The 22,841-nt window shown below is 38.1% G+C and carries 21 protein-coding genes; 13 read left to right on the plus strand and 8 right to left on the minus strand.

Annotation, left to right across the window (positions count from 1 at the left end; genetic code table 11):
• Positions 1-21 precede the first annotated feature (21 nt).
• From flgL to KJS57_RS03190, 10 genes are all read left to right on the plus strand, one after another.
• Positions 22-918, plus strand: coding sequence for a flagellar hook-associated protein FlgL (gene flgL, locus KJS57_RS03145; protein ID WP_213653725.1), 897 nt, complete (start codon positions 22-24; stop codon positions 916-918).
• Positions 919-1,012: 94 nt separating this feature from the next.
• The gene (fliW, locus tag KJS57_RS03150; protein ID WP_213653726.1) at positions 1,013-1,474 is read left to right on the plus strand and encodes a flagellar assembly protein FliW; all 462 of its coding nucleotides are present in this window, start codon (positions 1,013-1,015) and stop codon (positions 1,472-1,474) included.
• Positions 1,455-1,682 carry a carbon storage regulator CsrA gene (gene csrA / locus KJS57_RS03155; protein WP_213653727.1) on the plus strand — a complete coding sequence of 76 codons (228 nt, stop codon included), beginning with the start codon at positions 1,455-1,457 and terminating at the stop codon, positions 1,680-1,682. Before fliW ends, csrA begins: the two co-directional genes overlap by 20 nt.
• A gap of 5 nt (positions 1,683-1,687) precedes the next feature.
• On the plus strand, positions 1,688-2,530 hold the full coding sequence (locus tag KJS57_RS03160; protein ID WP_213653728.1) for a beta-1,6-N-acetylglucosaminyltransferase: 843 nt from the start codon (positions 1,688-1,690) through the stop codon (positions 2,528-2,530).
• Between the two features lie 163 nt (positions 2,531-2,693).
• Positions 2,694-3,464 (plus strand): flagellin N-terminal helical domain-containing protein, encoded by a 771-nt coding sequence (locus KJS57_RS03165; RefSeq protein WP_213653729.1) that lies wholly within the window; start codon positions 2,694-2,696, stop codon positions 3,462-3,464.
• A gap of 151 nt (positions 3,465-3,615) precedes the next feature.
• Positions 3,616-3,987: a flagellar protein FlaG gene (locus tag KJS57_RS03170; protein ID WP_244861363.1), complete on the plus strand. Its 372-nt coding sequence runs from the start codon at positions 3,616-3,618 to the stop codon at positions 3,985-3,987.
• Between the two features lie 12 nt (positions 3,988-3,999).
• Positions 4,000-5,733 (plus strand): flagellar filament capping protein FliD, encoded by a 1,734-nt coding sequence (gene fliD, locus KJS57_RS03175; protein WP_213653731.1) that lies wholly within the window; start codon positions 4,000-4,002, stop codon positions 5,731-5,733.
• Between the two features lie 20 nt (positions 5,734-5,753).
• The gene (gene fliS, locus KJS57_RS03180) at positions 5,754-6,143 is read left to right on the plus strand and encodes a flagellar export chaperone FliS (protein WP_213653732.1); all 390 of its coding nucleotides are present in this window, start codon (positions 5,754-5,756) and stop codon (positions 6,141-6,143) included.
• Entirely contained in the window at positions 6,140-6,478 is a 339-nt protein-coding gene (gene fliT / locus KJS57_RS03185) for a flagellar protein FliT (RefSeq protein ID WP_213653733.1), read from the plus strand. The genes fliS and fliT overlap by 4 nt, the downstream gene beginning before the upstream one ends.
• 20 nt (positions 6,479-6,498) lie before the next feature.
• Complete coding sequence (locus KJS57_RS03190; protein ID WP_213653734.1) at positions 6,499-8,472, plus strand: tetratricopeptide repeat-containing glycosyltransferase family 2 protein; 1,974 nt, start codon at positions 6,499-6,501, stop codon at positions 8,470-8,472.
• A 42-nt stretch (positions 8,473-8,514) separates the two neighbouring features.
• On the opposite strand, the gene tagD is transcribed toward KJS57_RS03190, so the two are convergent.
• Entirely contained in the window at positions 8,515-8,901 is a 387-nt protein-coding gene (tagD, locus tag KJS57_RS03195) for a glycerol-3-phosphate cytidylyltransferase (protein WP_213653735.1), read from the minus strand.
• A 12-nt stretch (positions 8,902-8,913) separates the two neighbouring features.
• Entirely contained in the window at positions 8,914-10,416 is a 1,503-nt protein-coding gene (locus KJS57_RS03200; protein WP_213653736.1) for a CDP-glycerol glycerophosphotransferase family protein, read from the minus strand.
• A gap of 197 nt (positions 10,417-10,613) precedes the next feature.
• Between KJS57_RS03200 and KJS57_RS03205 the strand changes: the two genes are divergently transcribed.
• From KJS57_RS03205 to KJS57_RS03215, 3 genes are read left to right on the plus strand one after another with little or no spacing between them, the layout of a single operon-like run.
• On the plus strand, positions 10,614-11,681 hold the full coding sequence (locus tag KJS57_RS03205) for a glycosyltransferase family 2 protein (RefSeq protein ID WP_213653737.1): 1,068 nt from the start codon (positions 10,614-10,616) through the stop codon (positions 11,679-11,681).
• 24 nt (positions 11,682-11,705) lie between these two features.
• The gene (locus KJS57_RS03210; protein ID WP_213653738.1) at positions 11,706-13,769 is read left to right on the plus strand and encodes a glycosyltransferase; all 2,064 of its coding nucleotides are present in this window, start codon (positions 11,706-11,708) and stop codon (positions 13,767-13,769) included.
• A 46-nt stretch (positions 13,770-13,815) separates the two neighbouring features.
• Complete coding sequence (locus KJS57_RS03215) at positions 13,816-15,861, plus strand: glycosyltransferase family 2 protein (protein WP_213653739.1); 2,046 nt, start codon at positions 13,816-13,818, stop codon at positions 15,859-15,861.
• Positions 15,862-15,989: 128 nt separating this feature from the next.
• Here KJS57_RS03215 and KJS57_RS03220 read toward each other — a convergent pair whose 3' ends face one another.
• The 6 genes from KJS57_RS03220 to KJS57_RS03245 are packed head-to-tail and all read right to left on the minus strand — an operon-like array spanning position 15,990 to position 22,821.
• Complete coding sequence (locus tag KJS57_RS03220; protein WP_213653740.1) at positions 15,990-17,297, minus strand: glycosyltransferase family 2 protein; 1,308 nt, start codon at positions 17,295-17,297, stop codon at positions 15,990-15,992.
• Between the two features lie 9 nt (positions 17,298-17,306).
• The gene (locus KJS57_RS03225) at positions 17,307-18,563 is read right to left on the minus strand and encodes a UDP-glucose dehydrogenase family protein (RefSeq protein ID WP_244861364.1); all 1,257 of its coding nucleotides are present in this window, start codon (positions 18,561-18,563) and stop codon (positions 17,307-17,309) included.
• Positions 18,564-18,596: 33 nt separating this feature from the next.
• On the minus strand, positions 18,597-19,772 hold the full coding sequence (locus KJS57_RS03230; protein ID WP_213653741.1) for a glycosyltransferase: 1,176 nt from the start codon (positions 19,770-19,772) through the stop codon (positions 18,597-18,599).
• A gap of 28 nt (positions 19,773-19,800) precedes the next feature.
• A complete protein-coding gene (locus tag KJS57_RS03235) occupies positions 19,801-20,667 on the minus strand; it encodes a dTDP-4-dehydrorhamnose reductase family protein (RefSeq protein WP_244861365.1) in 867 nt (288 codons plus the stop codon).
• A complete protein-coding gene (wecB, locus tag KJS57_RS03240; protein ID WP_244861366.1) occupies positions 20,664-21,788 on the minus strand; it encodes a non-hydrolyzing UDP-N-acetylglucosamine 2-epimerase in 1,125 nt (374 codons plus the stop codon). Before wecB ends, KJS57_RS03235 begins: the two co-directional genes overlap by 4 nt.
• Before the next feature lies 1 nt (position 21,789).
• Entirely contained in the window at positions 21,790-22,821 is a 1,032-nt protein-coding gene (locus KJS57_RS03245; protein ID WP_213653742.1) for a polysaccharide biosynthesis protein, read from the minus strand.
• Between the last annotated feature and the right edge of the window lie 20 nt (positions 22,822-22,841).

The raw sequence follows: 22,841 nt of genomic DNA on the forward strand, positions 1-22,841 counted from the left end.
CCTTAGGAGGTTAGAATTCTCATGGCATTACGCGTAACTTCAAATATGATGAGCAACCAGGTTCTGCGCAATCTGAACAAGAACCTGAACAAAATGTCGGATCTGCAAAATCAAGAATCTACCGGCCGCAAATTAAACAAGCCGTCCGACGATCCGGTCGGCGTGACTTATGCTTTGCGTTACCGTTCTGAGTTGTCTGCCAATAGCCAGTATCAGCGCAATGTCGACACGGCGTTGGGGTGGTTGGATACTACGGATTCGGTGATGTCTCAGGCTGAAGATGTTATGAATCGTCTTAAGCAATTATCAGTGCAGGCGAGCAGTGGAACAAATCCTCAGTCGGCCTTGGACAGCATTGGAGCCGAATTGCAGGAACTGAAGAAACAATTGTCCGATCTTGGGAATACTCAGATCAACGGAAAGTTTATTTTTAACGGTGAGACCTACAACATTAAGCCCTATGATGCTGCTGACCCAGCAGCGGCTATTACGGACACAGGTGCTGTTGAATATACAGTAGGACAAGGTGTTACCTTCCAAATTAACACCTCCGGAAATGACTTCTTTGGTCCGAAGGGCGGGGCGGATAATGTATTTAATATTATCGATAAGATTTCCACGGCTATAAGCACCGGTAGCTTTACCGGGATCGCCGCCGAAGTTTCCCATATCGATTCTCGCTTAAATAAGATGGTATCTGTCCATGCGGAGACAGGGGCTCGTACCAATCGCGTCGAGTTAATGCAGAACCGTTTGGAAAATGAAGATTTTAGTTTGACTAAACTTCAATCCAAAACCGAGGATGCCGATATTGCTGAGGTGATGATCCAGACGAACATCGCATCAAATATATACCAGGCTTCTTTATCCGCAGGAGCGAAAATTATTTCTCCAACATTGGTAGACTTTATTCGTTGAGCTAGTTTTGGTGAATCTAAATTGCAGGCATATAATTAAGCTATGAACTTTGAATGTTCGTAGCTTTTTTAATACAAGGAGGGCGACCAAATCCATGGTTACCAGAACACAAAAAGAATGGGATTTTAGTGAAGATGAAGTGTTTCATTTCGGGAAAGGAATTCCCGGATTTGAACATTGCACGAAATATGTTTTTTATAAACATGATGAAGACTTCTCCTTGTTGCAGTCCATTGAAAACAAAGACTTGGCGTTTATCGTAACCAACCCTTTTTCTTTTTTTCAAGATTATGAATTTGAATTGCCTATTCAAGACCGGGACGAGCTTAATATTAACGACAAAAGTGAAGTTGGTATTTGTACGATCGTAACTTGGGGAGATGATTTGTCTAATGTAACGGCAAATTTGATGGCCCCTTTAGTTTTAAATGTGAAGGAACGTTTGGGAAAGCAGGTAGTATTGAACAATAGCAGGTATACGACCAAGCATCCTCTTCTCAAGAAGAAGGCGGGCCAAGCGAAGGACGGTGAGATCAATGCTAGTATTGAGCCGTAAAAAAGGAGAGTCTATCATAATCTCCGACGATATAGAAATCATTGTTCTTGAGTCCGAAGGAGACACAGTAAAACTAGGGATTAAAGCGCCAAAAGATGTGGAGATCCATCGGAAGGAGATCTATTTGGCAATCCAGGAGAGCAATAAGGAGGCTTCCAATGATCGGATGGCACTGATCCGGAAATTGTCAGATTGGAAAGGGATTTAAGAAACATGAAGATTGCTTATTTTATTATGGCTCATCATAAGCCAGCTATGTTCTTAAGATTATTGAACGCCATATACGCTGAAAATCATATTTATCTTATCCATATCGACTCCAGTGCTGATGCAGAAATTCACGAGCTTGCCAATAATTTAAGTCAAAGCAACTCCAATATAAGAATTCTCCCGTCCCGCTTTCTGTCTTGGGGAGGATGGTCTCTGATACAGGTTGAATTGGATGCCCTCACTTATTTACTCAATTGGGATTCGGATTGGTCATATTACATCAATTTAAGCGGGCAGGACTTCCCATTAGTAAGACAAATACAGCTGGAGCAATTCCTATTAGGCAAAAATTCAAATTATTTGACGGCAAAACCTATTAACTTGGAACCGAATCAAAAGAAACAGATGCAGGCTTATTATCGTATAGAAGATTGCGGAAAGATAGTGAATTTGGGGGAAAGGAGGCCGTTTGAGGATTACTTTTCTCCTGAAATTGAGCCATACTATGGGTCACAATGGAAGATGATTACCCGGGCGTTTGCTGAATATGCTGCTACTTCGCATTTGTCGTTTGAAATGCAGGATTATTACAGATACACATTTATTCCCGATGAAGCGTTCTTTCAAACCTTATTATTAAATGGTGATTTTAAAGAAACACACGTCAATGGGAATTATCGATTTATTAATATGCAGCAGTTTGCAACAGCTTTTCAGCGGCCTGTTGTAATAACGATGGATTATTTGCAGACAATCTTTCAAAGTGATGCGTTGTTCGCAAGGAAATTTGATGAGGATGTAGACTCGTCGATCCTCGATATTATCGAAAGATCGCTTGGATTATAGAGATTATAATAACAAAGTTTTTTTTAGAATATAATATTTTTCTATAAACAAATGAACTGGGACTTCCGATATATTCATTAGAAAGGTTTGAAACGGGCGGCCGACCTTCAGACCAATCACCACAAGGACGTGGGACAATTCAAATTCAGGGAGGAAATCTCATATGATTATCAATCACAACGTACCAGCTTTGAACACGCACCGTAACATGGGCCTGAACACTTCAGCTACTAGCAAGAACATGGAAAAGCTGTCTTCCGGTCTTCGCATCAACCGTGCTGCTGACGATGCTGCCGGTTTGTCCATCTCCGAATCGATGCGCGGTCAAATTCGCGGTCTGGAGCAAGCTCAACGCAACGCTCAAGACGGTATCTCTTTCGTGCAAACAGCTGAAGGTGCAATGAACGAAGTAAGCTCCATGCTGACTCGTATGAAAGAATTGAACGTTCAGAAGTCGAGTGGAACATACAGCTCGAATGACAAGAGCAACATTAACGAAGAGCTTAGCGAACTCGGTAAACAAATCGATAACATCATGACCAAAACAACATTCAACGGTATCAGCATTACTAAAGGCGCTACCATTACCGTTAACGACAAGGCAACGGGCTCGATTACAATCGGTACTATCTCCACTACTGGTTTCAGCAGCTTGGGATCTACTAGTGGATTGTCAGCAATCGAAACAGCTATTAATAGTGTTTCCACTCAACGCGCTAAACTGGGTGCTGTTCAAAACCGTTTGGAGTACACTTCCAACAACATTGGTACAACTGTTGAGAACTTGACAGCTGCCGAATCCCGTATCCGTGATACTGATATGGCGAAGGAAATGGTTCAATTGTCGAAGAACAACATTCTTCTTCAAGCTTCCCAATCGATGTTGGCACAAGCGAACTCCGCACCACAAGGCGTTCTGTCCGTACTTCGTTAATACTGACTTTTCAGCAGAAAGAGACCTTGAACAACAAGGTCTCTTTTTTGTATTTCTCTAAATAAACATGTAGAAAATTCCGATATATACAGTAACAACAGAGAAGAAATCCAGCATAGACCGTTCCAATTTTATGGAGGAGGGGCAGCTAGTGGATAGTAGAATCACAGGGAGCGGACCTGTTATTGGCATTAACAACCCTAGTCGATCAAACAACAATACCAGTGATCCTGAATTTACAGGCAAAGTAAATATAGTAACTAACCCACCAATTGCAATACCTAAAACTAGCGAGTCGGATCAGCAAGAAATACGGCGGCAGTTGGAAAAAACGATCCTTGCCATGCAAGGGCCGGAAAAAAAGTTGGAGTTTTCAGTCCATCAAGAAACTCACACCATTATGGTGAAGGTATTCAATAAGGAAACAGGAGATTTAATTCGGGAGATACCTCAGGAGAAGCTGTTGGATGTGGCAGCTAATATGATGGAACTAAACGGCTTGTTTATTGATAAAAAGGCATAAAGGAGGAGAATTATGAGAATCAGTGGTCTGGCATCCGGCATGGATATCGATGCAATGGTTAAGCAATTAATGACAGCCCAAAGAGTTCCGCTGGATAAATTGAACCAGCAGAAACAACAAACGGAATGGAAACGTGACGGGTATCGTCAAGTCAGTACAAAATTAGTGGGGTTTAACGAAAAACTATCAAACTTCAGTTTGAGTAGTTCGATTGATTCAAAAAAGGCCAATATTAGCGGTGCCTCGAATGTCAGTGCAACGGCTACTGGGGCTGCAACGAATTCTGTCTTGAATATTAGTGTCAATAGCATGGCTACCGCGACAAACGTAGTCTTCAAAGGAACTGTAAACGCAACAAAAATTTCGGATATTTATAGCGGTTCAGAAACAAGTGTAAAAATTGGGGATGCCACTATTAATTTTACTGCAGATGAAACGATCGATTCCTTGGTGAATAAGATTAACAGCAATAAAGACACAGGAGTTACTGCTGTGTTCGATTCTGCTTCAGGGAGTTTATCTTTAACGAATAAAAAGACGGGTAGCAGTCCTATTGCCTTAGAAGGTGAGCTATTCAATAGTAATTCAAAATTTGTGGCGGATCCTAGTGAATTAACCTTTAAAGGAATTAAAGGTGCGACAAAAATGTCGGATATTTATAGCGGTTCGAACTCTAGTGTTAAAATTGGTTCGGCCACCATTTCCTTTACACCGGACGAAACTATTGAAACCTTCATATCAAAAATTAATCAAGCTAGCGGCACAGGAGTTACGGCTTCGTATGATTCATCTAGCGGAAAAGTATCCTTGTCCAAGACTGGAAGCGCCCCAATTAGTATAGAGGGAGATTTGTTTAATAGTAATGCCAACCTGACAACAACAGGCCAGAATGAAGGAAAGGATGCTGTAGTGATCATCAACGGGATTACTACGACTCAAGCGTCCAACCGGTTTCTGATCAATGGTGTTGAGATTACCATAAACGGAACTACACCTTCAGGTCAATCCACGCAAATTGAAGTGACCCAGGATACCGATAAAATGATTAGTACGATCAAATCATTTGTTGAGTCTTATAACGAGTCGTTGGCCCTATTGAATCAAAAGCTTGGTGAGGAAAAGTATAGAAAATATCTCCCGCTAACCAGTGAGCAAAGATCGGCAATGAAAGAAGACGAGATAAAGCTTTGGGAAGAGAAAGCTAAAAGCGGTATGCTCAAGAATGACTCGATTTTGAGTCAGACCGTGAGCGATATGAGATCGGCTCTTATTTCTGATGTGGTACTTCCTAATGGAGAAAAAATCAATCTCGCTCAATTCGGTATTACTACTGGAAGTTACAGCGAGAGAGGAAAACTATACATTGATGAAACTAAGCTGAGAACAGCACTTGAGGCTAATCCGGAACAAGCTACAGCTTTGTTTGGACAGACCAATTACTCTTCAACTGTGCAAAATAATTCAGCTGACGGTATTTTTAATAGGATTAAGAAAATTAACCAAGCCTCATTGCAAAATCTATCGGACCGGGCAGGCACTTCGAAATATAGCAGTGATATTACTACTGCATTTCTGCCTCAAAGCCAAATAGGAGACCAATTATCCGACCTGGATGATCGAATTTCCGAAATGAATAGAAAATTGACTATGATTGAGACCCGATACTATAAGCAATTTACGGCGATGGAAACGGCTATGAACAAATACAATAGTACCTCTTCCAGTCTGTTTAGCATGTTATCTTAAGTAAAAAGGAGAGACTTGGTTTGATTAATTCGCCTTATCAGAAATATCAACAAACTCAACTGCAAACTGCTCCGCCAGCCCAACTACTCCTAATGCTGTATGATGGAGGGATCCGATTTATTCGGAATGGTATCTTAGGGATTGAAGAGAAGGATTATGAAAAGACAAACACCTTCTTGTGCAAAGCACAGGCAGTTATTCATGAACTGATTGCTTCTTTAAATCAAGCGTACCCGATTGCAAAGAATCTGTTACAGATCTATGAATACATGATTCGCCAGTTAATTATGGCAAATATGAAGAAAGATAAAGCCCCGGCCGAAGAGGTGCTAACTTATATGCTGGAATTAAGGGAAGCATGGGAAATAGCTGCGAAAACGGCAAATGCAACTATGGACCAGAATAAATGATGATAGTCCGAGAGTATATTTCCCAATTGGAGGATGCAACGCTAAGTCTCGTTAGTCGAATCAACGAGGTTGACTTTGAGGAACTGTTAGCTTTTGCGGAGCAACGTGAAGAATTGGTGGAGAAGATCCTGCCTTTAAAGGAATCTTTTGCGGATCAGGATCGCAAACGGCTGAAGGACCTGAGTAAATACGATTCTATGATTTTGGATCGAATGGAGCATTTCAAAAGCGAAGCTAGTCAGTGGTTATTGAACCGCGGCACAATCAAGGATCAAAGATCGGCATATAACTCAAGTTATACGCCGGAGAGTATGTTTTTTGACCGCAAGAATTAAACTAAAGGGCTGGATATTATATGAAGCGACTTAGCGTGTGCATGATCGTCAAGGATGAAGAAGAACTATTACCCCGCTGTCTGGACAGCTTAAAGGGCTTAGCTGACGAAATCGTTATTGTAGATACAGGGTCTATAGATCGTACCAAGGAAATTGCTGGTCAATATACGGATTTGATTTTCAATTACACTTGGATCGATGACTTTGCGGCTGCTCGTAATGAATCGCTTCGTCATGCAACAGGAAAGTGGATTCTGGTGATGGATGCAGATGAGTATTTGTCTGCTGAGGATTACCCGAAGTGGAATGAATTCCTTGATAATGAGCAGCCGGTCCATCATTTAGCCTATACCTTACCGATTATTAACTTTACAGGGGACAAAGAATATCAGGATGAGATCACAACGTCTCCGGTAACCAGATTGTTTCCTAATTATAAGGGGATTCACTTTGAACGACCGATTCATGAACAATTAACTCTAGGTTCCGAAGGGGAATTGTTTCATAAGAAACTCGATTTGAACATCTATCATACGGGTTATCAGAATCAGAGGGTTAGCGAGAAGAATAAGCATGAACGCAATATGCTTATTTTTAATCAAATGAAGAGTCAAAGTAAGATGAGCGAATATGACTGGTTTACTCTAGGAAATCAATACCGGTATGCTAAGGATGAGCAACAGGCTTTGGAATGTTACGAAAAAGCTCTAAAAGGTGCTAGTTCCAAAGTTGTCTGGTACCCGCATTGCTTAGTCGGTCTTATCACTCTTTACTATAAACAGAACCAACTACATGAGTCATGGCAATGGACAGAGAGTAAACTCTCAAAGTACAAGGAATATTCAGAGTATTATTCTATTAAAGGTGTACACTACGAAACGCTGGGTTTTTTTGAAGAAGCTATAGCGTGCTATACAACAGCGATTGAAATAGCAGAGACTAGGGCAAGAAAGAATCAGGAAATATGGTTGGTTGACCCAATGTATAGCTTTGACATGCCTGTGCAGCAGTTAATTGAGATTTACTTCAGAATGAACAATAATCAACAGGCTATTTATTGGCTTTCAAAAATGCTGAATAAAAACAACAAGAATCCGAGGATTCTTTTAAAGCTTGCAGAATGGTTGAGTTTTAATGATACCCCTGAATCAGTGCATCACTTACTAAATCAGATTTACGATCAAAAGAACGATACAGAAATGCTGCTATTATATAAAGTTGCGTTAGCTTTAGGGAAAAAAGAATTAATAAAGGCATATTCGCCATTTATGCGGGACGAGAAACAATATACCAACTCTGATCAGGTACGATTGGCTGTAATCCAACAAAATAAGGAGAAGTGGGAAAGCTATACGAGCTTATCATTTCAAAAAGATGAGGACAGCCAATTATATAGATGGGTTCAAACTCTATTGGGCGCGTTAATTTGGGGGGATTGTCAACCGCTTGAAAAAATAGAGAGATTGCTAGAGAATGGACAGCTTTCCGGACTAAATGATCTCATGATTCAATTCATTTCCAAAGATTGTATTCCTGAGGACCGCCTTGTGTTAGAGAACTATTCCCATGAGTTGTTTCTTATCTCCAAGCAACTATTTATATTAGAACAATACGAGTTGTTTGATAAATTCGTTAAAATATTCGAAACAAGTAGCCTTGTAAATCAGCTAGCTAATTATTTTTATAGTGTTAATCTACTGGACTTGGCCATGAATTATTATTCTATTTTGTTGTCCCGGCAAGAGCTGGATTTTAACAGTCTTGAGAATTTAGGCTTTTATCACGCTGTTCAAAATTTTGAAGAGGAAGCCGTCGAATTCATGACCGCTGCAATCCAGAAAGAGCCTGGGGCCAGACACCTTTATCGATTTTTAATTCAATACTCTAAACCCGAGAATAAGACGTACTACGTTGAAAGGTTCAAAGAGGAATTTCCTCAATTTTCGTCGATATCATTCGTAAAGCAATTTATCGACGAGAAAATAATAACATAAACTTAAAAGCCACCTGTTAAAGGTGGCTTTTGTTTATCCTGTTTAGCTTTTAAGGTTTGTTTTGATGGAAGTTGTTGAAATGTCTGGGGTTCTCGTTAAATAAATAACATCACAAAAATCTCTCAATTCATCGAACTTGCCTTCCCAGTCATTCCCCATAACAAATACGTCAATGTCTAACTTAATGATATCCAAAGGCTTCTGCTCCCAGTTGCATTCCGGAATAACCTGATCCACATAGCGAATTGCCTCCAGCATCATTTTTCGTTCTTCATAGGAGAAGTAGGCACCCTTTCCTTTGATGGCGTTGAATTCGTCCGTTGAAAGAGCGACGGTAAGATGGTCTCCAAGTTCTTTGGCCCTTTTGAGGAGGAGAATATGTCCATAATGAAGGAGATCAAAGGTACCGTAGGTAATTACTTTTTTCAAAATTGAAACCTCCTAGTACTCGTTTGATAGCGCTGCGAGTCTCTCTTGTAGTAGGTCGTTCATTTCTGGCCGGGAAGTCTTTTGTTGAGCCTTCAGATAATATTTAATTGCATTATTATTGTCATTCATCATTTCATAAACATAGCCCAGGTTATAGAGCAGGTCTTCATCCCAAGGGAAATGGTTGTGGCCCTTCTCAAAAGAATTGATGGCTTCTATGGGATTTCCGGTCAGTAAATGAAGCATGCCATTCATAGCGAAAATATCAGGATCAGCAGAATTTGCTTCGAGATATCGGTTAATAGCCTCATTTGCCTGAGCGAGCTGTTCTTGCTCTATCATTTTTTGAATTCTCTGCTTAATTTGATTTTGTAATTGTTTATGAGAATTGAAAGTATCTCTTCGTTCCAGAATTACTGCCATGTTGTCCTTAATATACTCGTCGATGAGCCTCCAGATGCGTTCTGACGCTTTATTGTCTTGATAATAATGACATAGATTTCGGATGATTGTTCTTTCTGCAGCAAATGACTCGGGTTCGGAGATAAACTGGGCAATAGCCTGATGGAGAGCATCTTGGGAATATATCTTAGGGCCAGGAGTCCAGAGCTCATAAGGCTCAAATAGCAGTCCTCGATTTTCTCTGTATTCATCTAAATCCGTAGGAATGAATAGAACGGGCCGATCCAGTAACAAGTAGTCAATATAAACAGAAGAATAATCTGTAATCAACATATCAGCTGCGCCGAGAACGTCATATAAATCCATTTGTGCCGTGCTTAAATGAGAATCATTTAAGACAAGAATCCTTTGTGAACCAAATTCTTTTAATTCTTTGGCAAAGAAGCTTTCCTCAAACGGATGAAGCTTGACTACCAGTGTGATGCCATGTTCATCAAGAAAAGAAATCAGCGCTTGTTTATCGAAACTGGATAGACCGAAGAAATTCTGGGTGTTTTTCCCGCCTTCCAATTTTCCAGGAGTCATAATGGATTGGCGGAATGTCGGCATAAAAAAGATGATTTTATCTTGATCGATATTTAAGTCGGGAAATATCCTGTTGAAATTAGCTTTGCTGTTCGGAGAGAAAAGAGCATCATTCCGAGGAAGTCCCGTAATTTTGTATTGAGCTATATTCCCGCCATTACAGGCATTCATTGCTGTATTGTAAAGAGCGGAGTATGACATAATCATATCCTTTTTTGCCCAGTGCTGAACAATATGTTCATCAGGAGTCGATTCCTGCTTGTCCATCTTGGCCATTCCTTTTAACGGAAATCCATGCCATAAATCAATATTAACTTTATCGTAATCAGATAAATATTCTCCATGAGTAGTGATATAAACGTCGCTATGATCAATATAGCGGCTATTTTTTGCCTGTTCCATCGTCAAGAGTTCGATATCGTACTTGGCACGTAGCTCATCGGATGCAGCTTGGAACAGATAATAGTTGTTTGAGCCTGATGAGGACAAGTGAAACATGGTTATTTTAATTTTTTCATGACTATGCATCTCTTAGGGTCCTTTCTTAGTGACAAGTTATGTAGACCTACAATTATATTATCGGATAATTCTCCTTTACCATAAAGTAATAACACAAGGGAAGTAAATGGAAAACAATTCTTTCGGTATATTTGATGCAATCCCTCTTGGAAATCGACAAAAAAACCGATAATAAAATTAAATGTAATTATTTAAAGAGGTAAATTATGAAACCAACCATTTCTTTAGTGATGATAGTAAAAAATGAGGAACGCACTTTGTTGCGCTGCCTTGAGAGTGCTTCGAAATACGTTGATGAAATTATCATAGTAGATACGGGTTCCAAAGATCAAACCATTGAAATTGCTAGAGACTTTGGAGCCAGAATATACCATTTCCAATGGGTTGATGACTTTTCTGCGGCTCGCAATTATGCCTTGGATCAGACAAGCTGCGATTGGTGCCTGGTCTTAGATGCGGATGAGTATATATCAAATGATAGTTATGATACGATTCGGACCTTTATTTCAAAAGGACCAGCCATCGGAAAAGTAAAGCGAATCGATGATTTTTCAGGTTCCGACGGCATCAATCATGAAATAACATATATATCCAGGTTATTCCCAGCCAGCTGTAGATATGTGGGAATGATACATGAACAAATTGTATCTGAGCTTCCAAGAATCCAAGTCAATGTGGAGATTCAACACGACGGTTACTTACAGCAAACAAAAAGCGACCGAAATATTCCGATTCTACTCAAGGCAATTGATCTGAATCCCGGCGATTCTTATTATCATTATCAAATTGCCAAAGAGTACCGAGGGATCGAGGATCACGAGCATTCCTTTCATTATTTTAAATCAGCTTATCAAGCAATGAACAGAATGGAAGGATATGCAGCAAGTATAATAATAAACTATCTTTATTCAATTATCGCCTCGAGGCATTTGGAAGAGGGGATAGCTGTTATCCAAAACGAACAGGAGTTTATGTTCGATTATCCCGATTTTTATTTTGTTTCGGCTCTTTATTTGCTGGAGTTAATTTTAAGTGACCCGGATCAATATGGTCATATGATTTCGACTATAGAACAGTTCTACATGAAAGCACTTGAAATTGGGGAAACAGAGAAAGAAGGAAGCGTGGTTGGAACTGGAAGCTTTGCAGCGCATTATAATTTGGGTGTTTATTATGAAGTTACTGGCGATTTAGTAAAAGCGAATGAACAATATGAATTGGCAGCGGTATATGATTATAGACCGGCTTTGGATAGATTAGAATTGTATAAATAATCAAAAGTTATAGGAGATTAGTACATGGAAAAAGCAAGTATTATAATGGCATGTTCATCCGATTATTTTGAATATACACAGGATGCAGTGAACAGTATACGGAGATCTACCGATCCAGGTAATTATGAATTGATTATTGTGGAACATGGAAACTCTCCCTTGAGGAATTGGCTCAAGGAGCAGTCGGATATACTCACACTGTTTCATGAAGAGCAATTGACCCAAGGGCAGGCTTGGAATATCGGGTTGCAAGTTGCTACCGGAGAGAGTTTCTTGTTTTTGCATAGTGATACGTTAGTAACAGAGTATTGGCTGGAATATTTGATGCAGTCCTTATATCAAGATGAGAGCATTGCTGCCGTTGGTCCAATTACAAATTTTGCTGAGGGAGACCAGGCTGTTGAGGTTGAGTACAATTCTATTGAAGATATGATTAGTTACGGACATTATTGCAACCGCAGTTTCGGACAAGTAGAAAAGCTCATCATCTCGGATTTTTGCTTGTTCATAAAAAAGAGCATTATTCAAGAAATTGGTCCATTCGATGAGAAGTTAGACGGAAATCTGATGGCAAACGACTACTGTTTACGAATCTCAGAGGCGAGTTACAAACTCATGATTTGCAAGCATGTATTTGTTCATCATTATGGAGAAGAGAATACTAATTCTTCGGAAATGGAAAGAGCATTTAAGACTAAGTGGGGCTTTGATTCAGAATTAACGAAAACTCGAATGGAACTATATGCGCAACTAACTATTGATGTTGCGGAGCCCCTTCGTATTTTAGAGGTAGGGTGCGGCTGTGGGGCATCACTTCTTACTCTTAAAGAATTATATCCGGAGGCAGAAATATATGGTATTGAGTCTAACAGCAATGCAAGATTAGTACAGAAGAGAATGCAGCATCAATTAATGAGTAGTATTTCGGATCCTAGACTGCATGACGAATCGTTCGATTATATTATCCTAAATACCACACATAATCTACAGGAAATGCTGGATGAATGTTATTCATTGTTAAAAAATGATGGCATGTTTATAGTCGACTTTCCTAATATCCCTAATTATTCTACTGTCAGAGATTTGGTTAATGGTGGGGGATTAGGAGTACGGCAACTGACATGTTGGAGCTTAGAAGAACTTAAAGATATGTTGATTAAATCAAATTTTGCTGTTCTTAGTGTTGAATATGTAGAAATTGATCTAAAACAAGAGGAACAATTATTTGTGAAGGGTCTTAAGCGTTTAATTCAATCAGAACTGCCTAGATACTTCAATGTGAGTAGCTTTTTTGTAAAAGCTCAAAAAGAACTTGATCCAGATAAGTTGCATGAACTGTTTAATCAATTGTTTCAAAATCCGAGTGAAAATATAGTTAATAAGATATTGACCAGCTCTCCATCTAAAATTTTGTCTGCGATTGAATCATATAACGGACCCATTATTCCACTGTTGAATTACTTGGCCATATCTTCTTTTGAGAAAAAAGATATGGAACGGGTGTATCCACTTCTCTCAAAGGCTCATCAATTAGATCCTATTGATTCAACAACGTTACTTAATCTAGGGACAGTGTATTACGGAATAGGTGATGATGATACAGCGCTTTATTGGCTTAAGAAAATTCCGGAGAAAAGTGAGCAGATAGAGGATTGGATTGCTCGGCTATTGGATATTGTTCGGGCTAGGGGAGAGAGGAAAAGGAAATTAAAACTAAACATTTTAAGAGTCGAACATAACGTCCAACGGAAAGGTGCTATGGGTGAATTGGTAGAATTACTGCAGAAGGAACCTAGATTAATGGGGGATCTAGAAGATATTATTGAAGAAGACATTATAAATAAAATAAGTAGTCTTAAATTTATGATTGAATATTCTTATGATAATGAAATGTGGGAGTTTGCTATAGTGATTGGAAACATCTTATTAAAGTACGAAAAAAATGATGAAATCCTTTCATTCTTAGGATTTTTAATGGTGAAGGCGGAAAGGTTTGAAGATTCATTGCACTATTTAAAGCAAATTAAATCTCCAAATTCACAAGTGCAATCATTAATTGACAAAATTGAAGTGGATTTATTTTCATAAAATAAGATAGATTTGAATAAACCTAAGATAGATTTGAGGGATAACTTTGGAGACAGATATAAAGATCAGCATTATTATGCCAATGTTTAATGTTGAAGAATATATTTTTGAAACAATTGAATCAGTTTTAGTACAAACTATGGAGAATTTTGAGCTAATTGTTGTTGATGATAATTCCTCAGATCGTAGTTGTGAAATTGTCTCACGCTATACCGAAAGAGATGACAGGCTAGTACTAGTTAGGCAATTAGGTAAGGGCGTGTCTTCCGCTAGAAATATAGGTTTAGGTTTGGCACAGGGTGACTATATAACCTTTCTAGATGCGGATGATTTATTGATGCCAGACTCGTTAGAAATCCTATATGAAAATGCCATTAAAAGTAAAGCGGATATTGTTGTAGGCCATCATAATATGTTTAATGCTAAATCCAGGGAACTTTCTTGGGTATTTAATGCCTATCCTAGTCTGAATATTAGCGGAGAAAAAACTATTTATGCTAATCGGGAACTTTTGCAACTCCCCTATTGTTGGGGCAAATTGTATACAAGGAAACTTATAAAAAATATTCAGTTTCCCGAACATATTAGTTTTGGTGAGGACCAAGTTTTTATATCACATGCTTATCTTAAAGCAAATAAAATATTATTGATCGATGCTATAATATATGATTACAGGAAAAGGGAGGGACAAGTCACACAATCCGGTTATTTAACCCCAGAGAAATATGTTAGTGATGTGATTACTGTATTTAATAATGTAAAAGAAAATATTGAAATTTATGGAAGTGAATTTCGTAAAAAGGAAACATACATCTATTATTTAAACAGCTATCTCATCCGCAATTTATTTAGTTGCTTGACCAATGGATTGCTAAGTGATGATACTTCCATTCAGCGTGTGGTTCTCAATCAATATAAAGAATGGATAATAACATTAGACTCCGAAATATTCAAGGGAATATATAAGAATCTTGAGGATGTTAACTATAGCATTGAGAAAATGCAATCAATTTTTGATGTTGAAATCAAAAAAATATATAAGGAATTATTTGATCTGGTGAATCAAAAGTGGAATGAAACCATTTCATTAAAGTTCAATGATAAGCCTGTAATTACAATTCGAACTCTTGCCTACAACGTTGAGCAATACATTTCGGAATGTATTGAAAGTGTTTTGAATCAGAGCCTCTCAAACTTCAAGTGGGTAATTCTAGACAATGGATCTACAGACAGAACGGGGGACATCATAGAGCAATATGCTTTACGTGATGAGCGAATTAAGTTTTATAGAAATGAAAAGAATAGTATAATTTATGGTCAACCTAATCCTCCTGAGTTTGATGCTCATTTTGAAAATCTGGAAACCGAGTATTGGTGTTTGTTGGATAGCGATGATTATTTGCATCCTGACTTTTTACAAGAGCTTTATGTAGCTGCAAAAAAGACCAATGCAGATATTGCAGTTGGAGGGACAGAGAAGTTTTATGAAGGAAATAGACAACCACGAGAAGAGCGATTGTGCCCAGGATTATTTATGGATGATATAACCCGAATGGGTGAATTGTTTCCATCTTTCTATTTCATGTTTAGCGTTTATTGGGGGAAACTTATAAAATCTTCAGTATTAACGGAACTCCACGAATATAGAGTGAAAAACTCCAGATTTCTTAAGCATGCGGATGATACTCTATTTTGCTTAGATTTGTTGAAGATTGCAAAGTCTGTAGTATCTATAGATAAAGCACTTCATTTCTATAGAATTAGAGCTACTTCTTATTATCATTCAAAAATTGATAAGGAGAGATATCTGGATTACGTTCGTCTTTATGAAGAAAGCAGTGAGTTGTTGAGAAACTGGAATCAGTTAAGTAAGCAAAATAGTAATTTTCTAGTAGAAAAGATGTACTTTTCAGTGGTAAACTGCTTGGAAATTATCTCTAAGTCTAGGGAAATGTCCATGGATGAGAAAGTTCAGAATATTCAGCTCATGTGGGCTAACGAAACAATGATCAATGCATTTCAAGAAAAGGGAATTACTAATCACTTTTATCAAGAAACCCAGAAGGTTTTAGACGAGATTAATACAGGATAATTAACTTCTATCTGAAATTCATAAATATAGCTGGAAATGTGAAATTGCTCCTAAACTTTGAAGGAATGGTGTACAAGGAATCTTTCTTCCAAAAATTAGGAGCAATACTTTATCTCACTGTGCGCAATTTAGTAGAATCTAGTCACAAACTGAGTATTACTTAAACCAAGTTCTCTTAGCTGGTTCATTAATAGAAGTGCCGTGTCCTCTCTTTGAATTGACACGATAACAAACGTTTGTCTTAACCTATCTGACGGATAACTTTTGAGTATCGTAGGATAATTAACAGGTAAATCATCCACAAGACAGCCATTCTTAACGGGACTGTTATCAAGAAATCCTTTTATGTTATACCCGGAGCTTTTTAACATCCTAGCTGTACCTTCTCCACTATACCCGGTCGGAAAAACATATATATCTTGAGCTTCTTGTTTTTCCTGCACGAGTTCAAGCGTACTATTCAATACATGTTTGCAATACGTGTTTAGGCCCATGTATGAACCGTAAAGGTTGACGAAATCAAATAAATTATTTGATTGTGAAAGTTCGCTATAATTGAAAAAGATATCTTTATTACTCTCAATGATTGAAGCCAGTTCACACATTTCATTCTCATTAAAGGTATCGCAGCGAGTCGCAAAAAGTCCTAGTAGATATTTTATACGAGTACAAATGAACTCTTTTCGAGTACCTTGATATTTTTTCTCAAATAAGAACTTCAATAAATTCATGGCAACTACAAGATGGGATCTGGTATGCAAATATGTTTTAGTTGAGGTATAGGAGCCATTTGATCGGGGCCGATAGCAATAAAATGGTTCTGAACACAAAGCAAAGGAATCCGCACTGCATAAAACCCTAGGAATCCATTCCTCATCTTCTGCAAAATAGCCCTCTATAAAGTAAAGATTCTGTGAGACTAAAAAATTGCGTTTTAAAATAACTCTCCATGGTGTTGCGAGTAAGTTGGGAATGCTAAGTAAATACTGTACAATTTGGTCAGCGTTGCACTGTTTGAACATTTCCTGAGAAAGAGGCACATCATTGGTGAAAAATGCCCCTTTCTCTGGTTTACAGATAAATTGCCCCATTAGAACGGACGGTGAAAACGAAATTAGAGTATCAGCAATTTTAGATAGACTTTTGGTTAAATAGTAATCGTCGCTATCGCAAAAATGGATATACTCCCCTGTTGCGTACTTCAATCCTACATTACGTGCTCCCCCTGGGAGTGCGTTCACCTCAAGATGAATTACCTTAATATGAGGGTATTTCAGAGCATACTTATCACAAATAACGCCACTATTATCCTGTGATGCATTATTTATCAGAATAATCTCATAGTCTTTAAAGTCCTGACTTATTATACTTAACAAACATTCGTCCAGATAATTCTGAACATTATAAACTGGTATAATGATGCTTAATAGTGGCATTTTATCACCTCATAAGAAATACCTGCAATCTATAATGGGTTTTCCAGAGTATACATCTTCGATTCCTTTAAACTCTTCCCATGCAGTTACAAGTACAAGAATATCGGACTGCTCAACAATGCTACTTAAATCTTTACAGTATTTAATATCATTGAAGCTATATTTTTCATTAAAGGCATCATTTGCGATTGGATCATAAGCTAATAGGTTTGTATATCCAGCTTTCAATAATATTTCGATTATTTTTGCAGAAGAACTATCTCGAACATCATCTGATCCTGGCTTGAATGAAAGTCCCAATATCCCTAAATTGTCGGACGGCCTTGCGATATTCATAATCCTATCCGCCATAAACTGAGGCATCGAGTCATTAACTTTTATTACTTCCCTCAATATTTTAGGTTCATAGCCTTTCAAGCGACCGGTAGCATACATGGCCATTGTATCCTTTGGCAAACAATAACCCCCGTAGCCACAACCAGGATAAACATAAGAGGCCATATTTCCGCTTTCCCAGCGACGGTCTAAGTGTAATATCTTAAATGCTTCTTTAACTTGAATATCTCCTACTACATGAGCAACTTTAGACATTTCATTTGAATAGCTTATCATCGTAGCCAATAAAGTATTTGATAGATACTTAATATATTCACCTGTGTTAAGTGATACAGCGAAAAATGGAGTGTTAAAACTACTGTATAATGAACGAAGCATAGTTTCTGCAATGTGATCTGCTACACCACAAACGATTCGATCTGCGTTCATCGCATCTTCCCAACACTTACCTTCTCTCAAAAATTCAGGATTATTAGCTACACTAAACATGTCACCGGGATATAAACCAATTTCCTCCATATAAGGAATTATCCTTTCTGACGTTGTTGAGGGGGGAATTGTTGATTTCACAACAATAACACGATGTTTACCATCGTGTAAGACGGAGGAAAACATACGAACAGCATCGTAAATATAGCTTAGATCAGCTTCTCCGTTTCCTTCTGCAGGTGTTCCAACACATAAAAAGACAAAGTCACTGCTTCTAACTGCAGATTCCGCATCTTCAACTATATTAAACTTCTGACCAAGATGACGAGTTAGCGCCTGATCAAGCCCTGGTTCGGAAAAAGGAAGAATTCCTTGTCTAAGTAAGTCCATTCGTCTTGTGTCAATATCGTAACCATAAACTTGATGATTTTTCTCAGCAAAAGTCAATGCAGTTGTCATCCCAACAAAGCCTAGCCCCAATACTGTAATTGTATAATTCAAATTCACAACCCCCTCTATTGTTATTACTGGTTTCTAGATAATAGAATATTTGTCCCCGGTAAGGTAGACATGTTGCATTCGAGGCACTACATAAGAAGTTTCAAATTTGACAAGGTGCTTTTTATCAATCTGCCTTTCACTAGTGCTTTCATTTTCAACTTGGTACAAAATATAATTTGCCCAGTACTGCGCCCCTTTTTCAAGAGGAAGATATTCAATAAGCCCCATGTTGGATTCCGGTTGACATGCGTCAGATGCAAAACAAAGAATGCCGGATGCTTGAGCTTCAAGAAGGGCAATACCTAATCCTTCTGAGATAGAGGGTAAAATAAAAAAGTCAGACGCGGCAAGTGCAAGAGGAATGTAGGTTCTAGCATCAAGCATTATGAGTTGATTCTCGATACCATATTCTCTGGCGTGCCGTCTGATTTCGTTATCCAAGGGCCCGGAGCCTACTAGAATTAATTGAAGATCTGCTCGAATCTTCGTCATTTCTGCAAAACACTCTACAAGGAACAACTGATTTTTTTGTTTGACATATCTTCCTACACATAGAAAATTAATCTTATTCATGGAAATACCTAGTTCCTTGCATGCTTCTTCTTTATTCAAGGAGCTTGACATGAATTTTTTTAAATTTACTGGACAGGGAACAACCTCTCTTCGAATGTCCCTTGAATCCTTTCCAAATTGGAACTCCATCGCGGCTGCTGAACAACCCCACAGATGAGTAGCAAGTCTCTTACAGAAAAGTAATCTTAACTTTCTTGTTAACTTCCTCCTCAAATTTGGGCCATTCTTATCTTCCACTTCAACATAATTACTGTGTGCGATCCGGACTGGAATACCTGCCAATTTAGCTGCTATTATAACAAATCCATCAAGTATAGGATGAGCTATATGCACAGCGCAAAAGGGTCCTTTGTTCTTTAATAATTTATAGAGACTTATAACTGAGTAAATATCCATTGAAAAGTTCCACTTTTTATTACCTTTATGTTTAGTATGTTCAAATAGATTGAACACTCTTCCACCATAACTTTCAATTTCATCATGGAAATACCCCTTCTGAGGCTTCCTTACAGCAAAATCAATTAAAAGTCGCTTATGATCAACCCCTCTGTATACCTCCATGATTGCTGATTCAACGCCACCCTTATCAACGGGTACTCCATTTACAAACAGAACTCTTTGCAGTATTTCACTCATTTGGACACCTCAAATAGTCTCGCATAAATTAATAATTATATAGTTCTTTGTGATCTTGGATCCATTTGGACATATCAGAAATCATTTGGGGATAGGAGGGGATACTAAAAATAAAGTCAGATCTTGTATTAATGAGAGTTTTATTAGAAATGAAACCCTCATAGGGAATAATTTCAACATTAATTTTATTGAACTCGTGTTTGAAAAGATTAATCAGGTCGTATTTATTGATGTATTGATCAGGAACTAATTGATAGAGCCCGGTCAAATTTTGTTGGATCGCTGCATCAATCGCCTTAGAAAGTTCAAGCGTTGTGACTCCATTCCAAATGGCTTTTGTAAATCCATGGATTTTTCCTTGTTGTTTCATAAACCAATGAAATAAACCTGAAGCATTTTGGGCAATATCAGGACCAATAATAGACATTCTAAAGGTAAGGTCTTTGGAATTTATTACTTCGCCAAGTGCTTTAGAACGATCATAAATTGTCATTCCATCTGGAAATGAATTTTCTGTATACCCTCCGGTTTTCCCTGAAAACACACAATCTGTACTTAAATGAATCAAACGTGTTGTCGTTTTACTGAAATGATGTTCGAGCAAATGCGGTAAGTAAGAGTTAAGTAATATCGCTTGGTGGGGTTGAGCATTACTCTCATTTTGAAGTAATCCAATTGCGTTAATAATAATTGAAGGCTCAACCTGATCAAGCCAATGAAGGAGAGCTGGGAAATCAGTTGCATCAATTTGCTTCGCAGTCTTTGAAGGAGTTATACTACGAGACATACGGTAAACCTGATATCCATTTTCTTCTAGAAACAATGAAATTAAATGACCAGCCATGCCGGTAGCTCCTAAAACTACAATACGCATTACTTCTTTACCACCAATCATTTCCCAATTTTCCAAACGGTTTGATTAATATAGTCGGTATAACTCATGATAATACGTACAACTTTCTTTGACACAGAGTTTGTATCAAAATCGTTAATCACATGTGGAAAGTTTATATCATCATTGTGTTGCGAAACTACTACATCTATTGCTAATAGTACGTTTTCAAGACACAACCCACTCATTACTAGGGTTCCTTCATCCATGCCTTCAGGCCGTTCATGCGCTTCTCGAATGGTTATTGCAGGAAAACGTAATAATGAAGCTTCTTCTGTAATCGTACCACTATCCGAAACTACACAGTATGCATTCCGTTGTAATTGAATATAGTCTGCAAAACCTAGTGGCTTCACAAACTCAACTTGCTTGTTAAACTCAATTTCAAGTTGCTCAAGACGTTTTCTCGTTCTTGGATGTGTGGAAACAATAACGCGTTTATGGTGTGTTTCAGCAATACCATTTAACGTTTTAATCAAATTATTAATGTTATTGGTTGATTCGACATTTTCTTCACGATGTGCACTTACAACAAAATAATCTTTATGCTTTAATTTTAATCTATCCAGTACTTTACTTTGATGAATTTTTTCTGAGTGATGGTTTAACACTTCTTTCATACTTGATCCTGTCTTGAAAATCAACTCCGGTGGGAGGCCTTCTGAAATTAAATACCTTCGGGCATGTTCTGTTAGTGTCATATTAACGTCACTGAGATGATCGACAATTTTCCTGTTAACTTCTTCAGGAACGCGTTGATCAAAGCATCTATTTCCTGCTTCCATATGGAATATCGGAATTTTATTTCTCTTTGCTGAAATAACGGATAGGCAAGAATTAGTATCACCATATAGCAATAAAGCATCTGGACGATATTGCTTAAATAGCTCATCGGACTTAATAATTACATTTCCTATAGTTTCGGAGGAAGTAACCCCGGCGGCTTCCAAAAATACATCAGGCTGCCTAATGTTCATTTCTTCAAAAAAAATCTCGTTTAATTCGTAGTCGTAGTTTTGGCCCGTATGAACGAGGATATGATCAGTAAACTTATCCAGTTCAGCAATTACACAACTTAGTTTTATAATTTCTGGGCGGGTCCCCACAATCGTCATGACCTTCATATTAAATACCCTCGCTATAATTTGAAGACTTTAATTCACCTTGGATGTAGGGCAATGAAAGCAACATCTTCTCTATTTCTACAGTACTTAATCTATAAGTATTTAAAGAATTGTAATCTTCCGCCTCAGAGACCTGCTGCTGGCCTTGGACGAAATACTTTCCATAATTTAAATCGCGAACATCTAAAGGTACCATATAAAAATCTTCTAAGTTGACCGCCTTGACCCACTCTTCTCTCGTCAATAAAGTTTCATGGAGCTTTTCGCCATGCCGAGTTCCAATAAATTCAATTGGAATATTTGCTTTAAATATATTATTCAGAGCTACTCCAAGGTCACCAATTGTCGCAGCTGGAGATTTTTGAACAAATAGTTCTCCTCCTTTTGCACGATTAAATGCAAATAGGACAAGATCAACCGCTTCATCAAGTGACATCATAAATCGAGTCATTTTCGGATCAGTGATTGTTATGGGGAGACCACTTTTAATCTGTTTAACAAACAATGGGATTACCGAACCACGGGATGCCATGACGTTACCGTATCGAGTTACAGATATTACTGTCTTTCCACTTCCATGTAATCTTGATTTCGAAAATGCTAACTTCTCCATTAGTGCTTTAGACATTCCCATCGCATTTATTGGATAAACAGCCTTATCGGTAGACAAGCAAATTACTTTTTCAACCTCATTGGCTATGGCAACCTCAAGTACATTCTCTGTACCTAATACGTTCGTTCGAACAGCCTCTAATGGGAAAAATTCACACGAAGGAACCTGCTTTAAGGCTGCCGCGTGAAAAATATAATTCACCCCAACCATGGCTGACTGAAGACTTGACCGCTCTCTTACATCGCCAACGTAGAACTTGATTTTTGAACTTTTAAATTCATTACGCATATCATCTTGCTTTTTTTCATCACGGGAGAATATTCTTATTTCTTTTATTTCAGTGTCTAAAAATCGCCGAAGTACTGCATTGCCAAAAGATCCAGTACCGCCCGTAATTAATAACGTTTTATCCTTAAACAAATAATCACCTCAAATAGCTA

The sequence above is a fragment of the Paenibacillus vini genome (assembly GCF_018403325.1).
GTDB lineage: Bacteria > Bacillota > Bacilli > Paenibacillales > Paenibacillaceae > Fontibacillus > Fontibacillus vini.

What these genes read in the sequence shown, in the direction of transcription:
- flgL (WP_213653725.1), top strand. Translation starts at nt 22, where the DNA reads ATGGCATTACGCGTAACTTCAAATATGATGAGCAACCAGGTTCTGCGC.
- fliW (WP_213653726.1), top strand. Translation starts at nt 1,013, where the DNA reads ATGGTTACCAGAACACAAAAAGAATGGGATTTTAGTGAAGATGAAGTG.
- csrA (WP_213653727.1), top strand. Translation starts at nt 1,455, where the DNA reads ATGCTAGTATTGAGCCGTAAAAAAGGAGAGTCTATCATAATCTCCGAC.
- KJS57_RS03160 (WP_213653728.1), top strand. Translation starts at nt 1,688, where the DNA reads ATGAAGATTGCTTATTTTATTATGGCTCATCATAAGCCAGCTATGTTC.
- KJS57_RS03165 (WP_213653729.1), top strand. Translation starts at nt 2,694, where the DNA reads ATGATTATCAATCACAACGTACCAGCTTTGAACACGCACCGTAACATG.
- fliD (WP_213653731.1), top strand. Translation starts at nt 4,000, where the DNA reads ATGAGAATCAGTGGTCTGGCATCCGGCATGGATATCGATGCAATGGTT.
- fliT (WP_213653733.1), top strand. Translation starts at nt 6,140, where the DNA reads ATGATGATAGTCCGAGAGTATATTTCCCAATTGGAGGATGCAACGCTA.
- KJS57_RS03190 (WP_213653734.1), top strand. Translation starts at nt 6,499, where the DNA reads ATGAAGCGACTTAGCGTGTGCATGATCGTCAAGGATGAAGAAGAACTA.
- KJS57_RS03200 (WP_213653736.1), bottom strand. Translation starts at nt 10,416, where the DNA reads ATGCATAGTCATGAAAAAATTAAAATAACCATGTTTCACTTGTCCTCA.
- KJS57_RS03205 (WP_213653737.1), top strand. Translation starts at nt 10,614, where the DNA reads ATGAAACCAACCATTTCTTTAGTGATGATAGTAAAAAATGAGGAACGC.
- KJS57_RS03210 (WP_213653738.1), top strand. Translation starts at nt 11,706, where the DNA reads ATGGAAAAAGCAAGTATTATAATGGCATGTTCATCCGATTATTTTGAA.
- KJS57_RS03220 (WP_213653740.1), bottom strand. Translation starts at nt 17,297, where the DNA reads ATGCCACTATTAAGCATCATTATACCAGTTTATAATGTTCAGAATTAT.
- KJS57_RS03230 (WP_213653741.1), bottom strand. Translation starts at nt 19,772, where the DNA reads ATGAGTGAAATACTGCAAAGAGTTCTGTTTGTAAATGGAGTACCCGTT.
- KJS57_RS03235 (WP_244861365.1), bottom strand. Translation starts at nt 20,667, where the DNA reads ATGATTGGTGGTAAAGAAGTAATGCGTATTGTAGTTTTAGGAGCTACC.
- wecB (WP_244861366.1), bottom strand. Translation starts at nt 21,788, where the DNA reads ATGAAGGTCATGACGATTGTGGGGACCCGCCCAGAAATTATAAAACTA.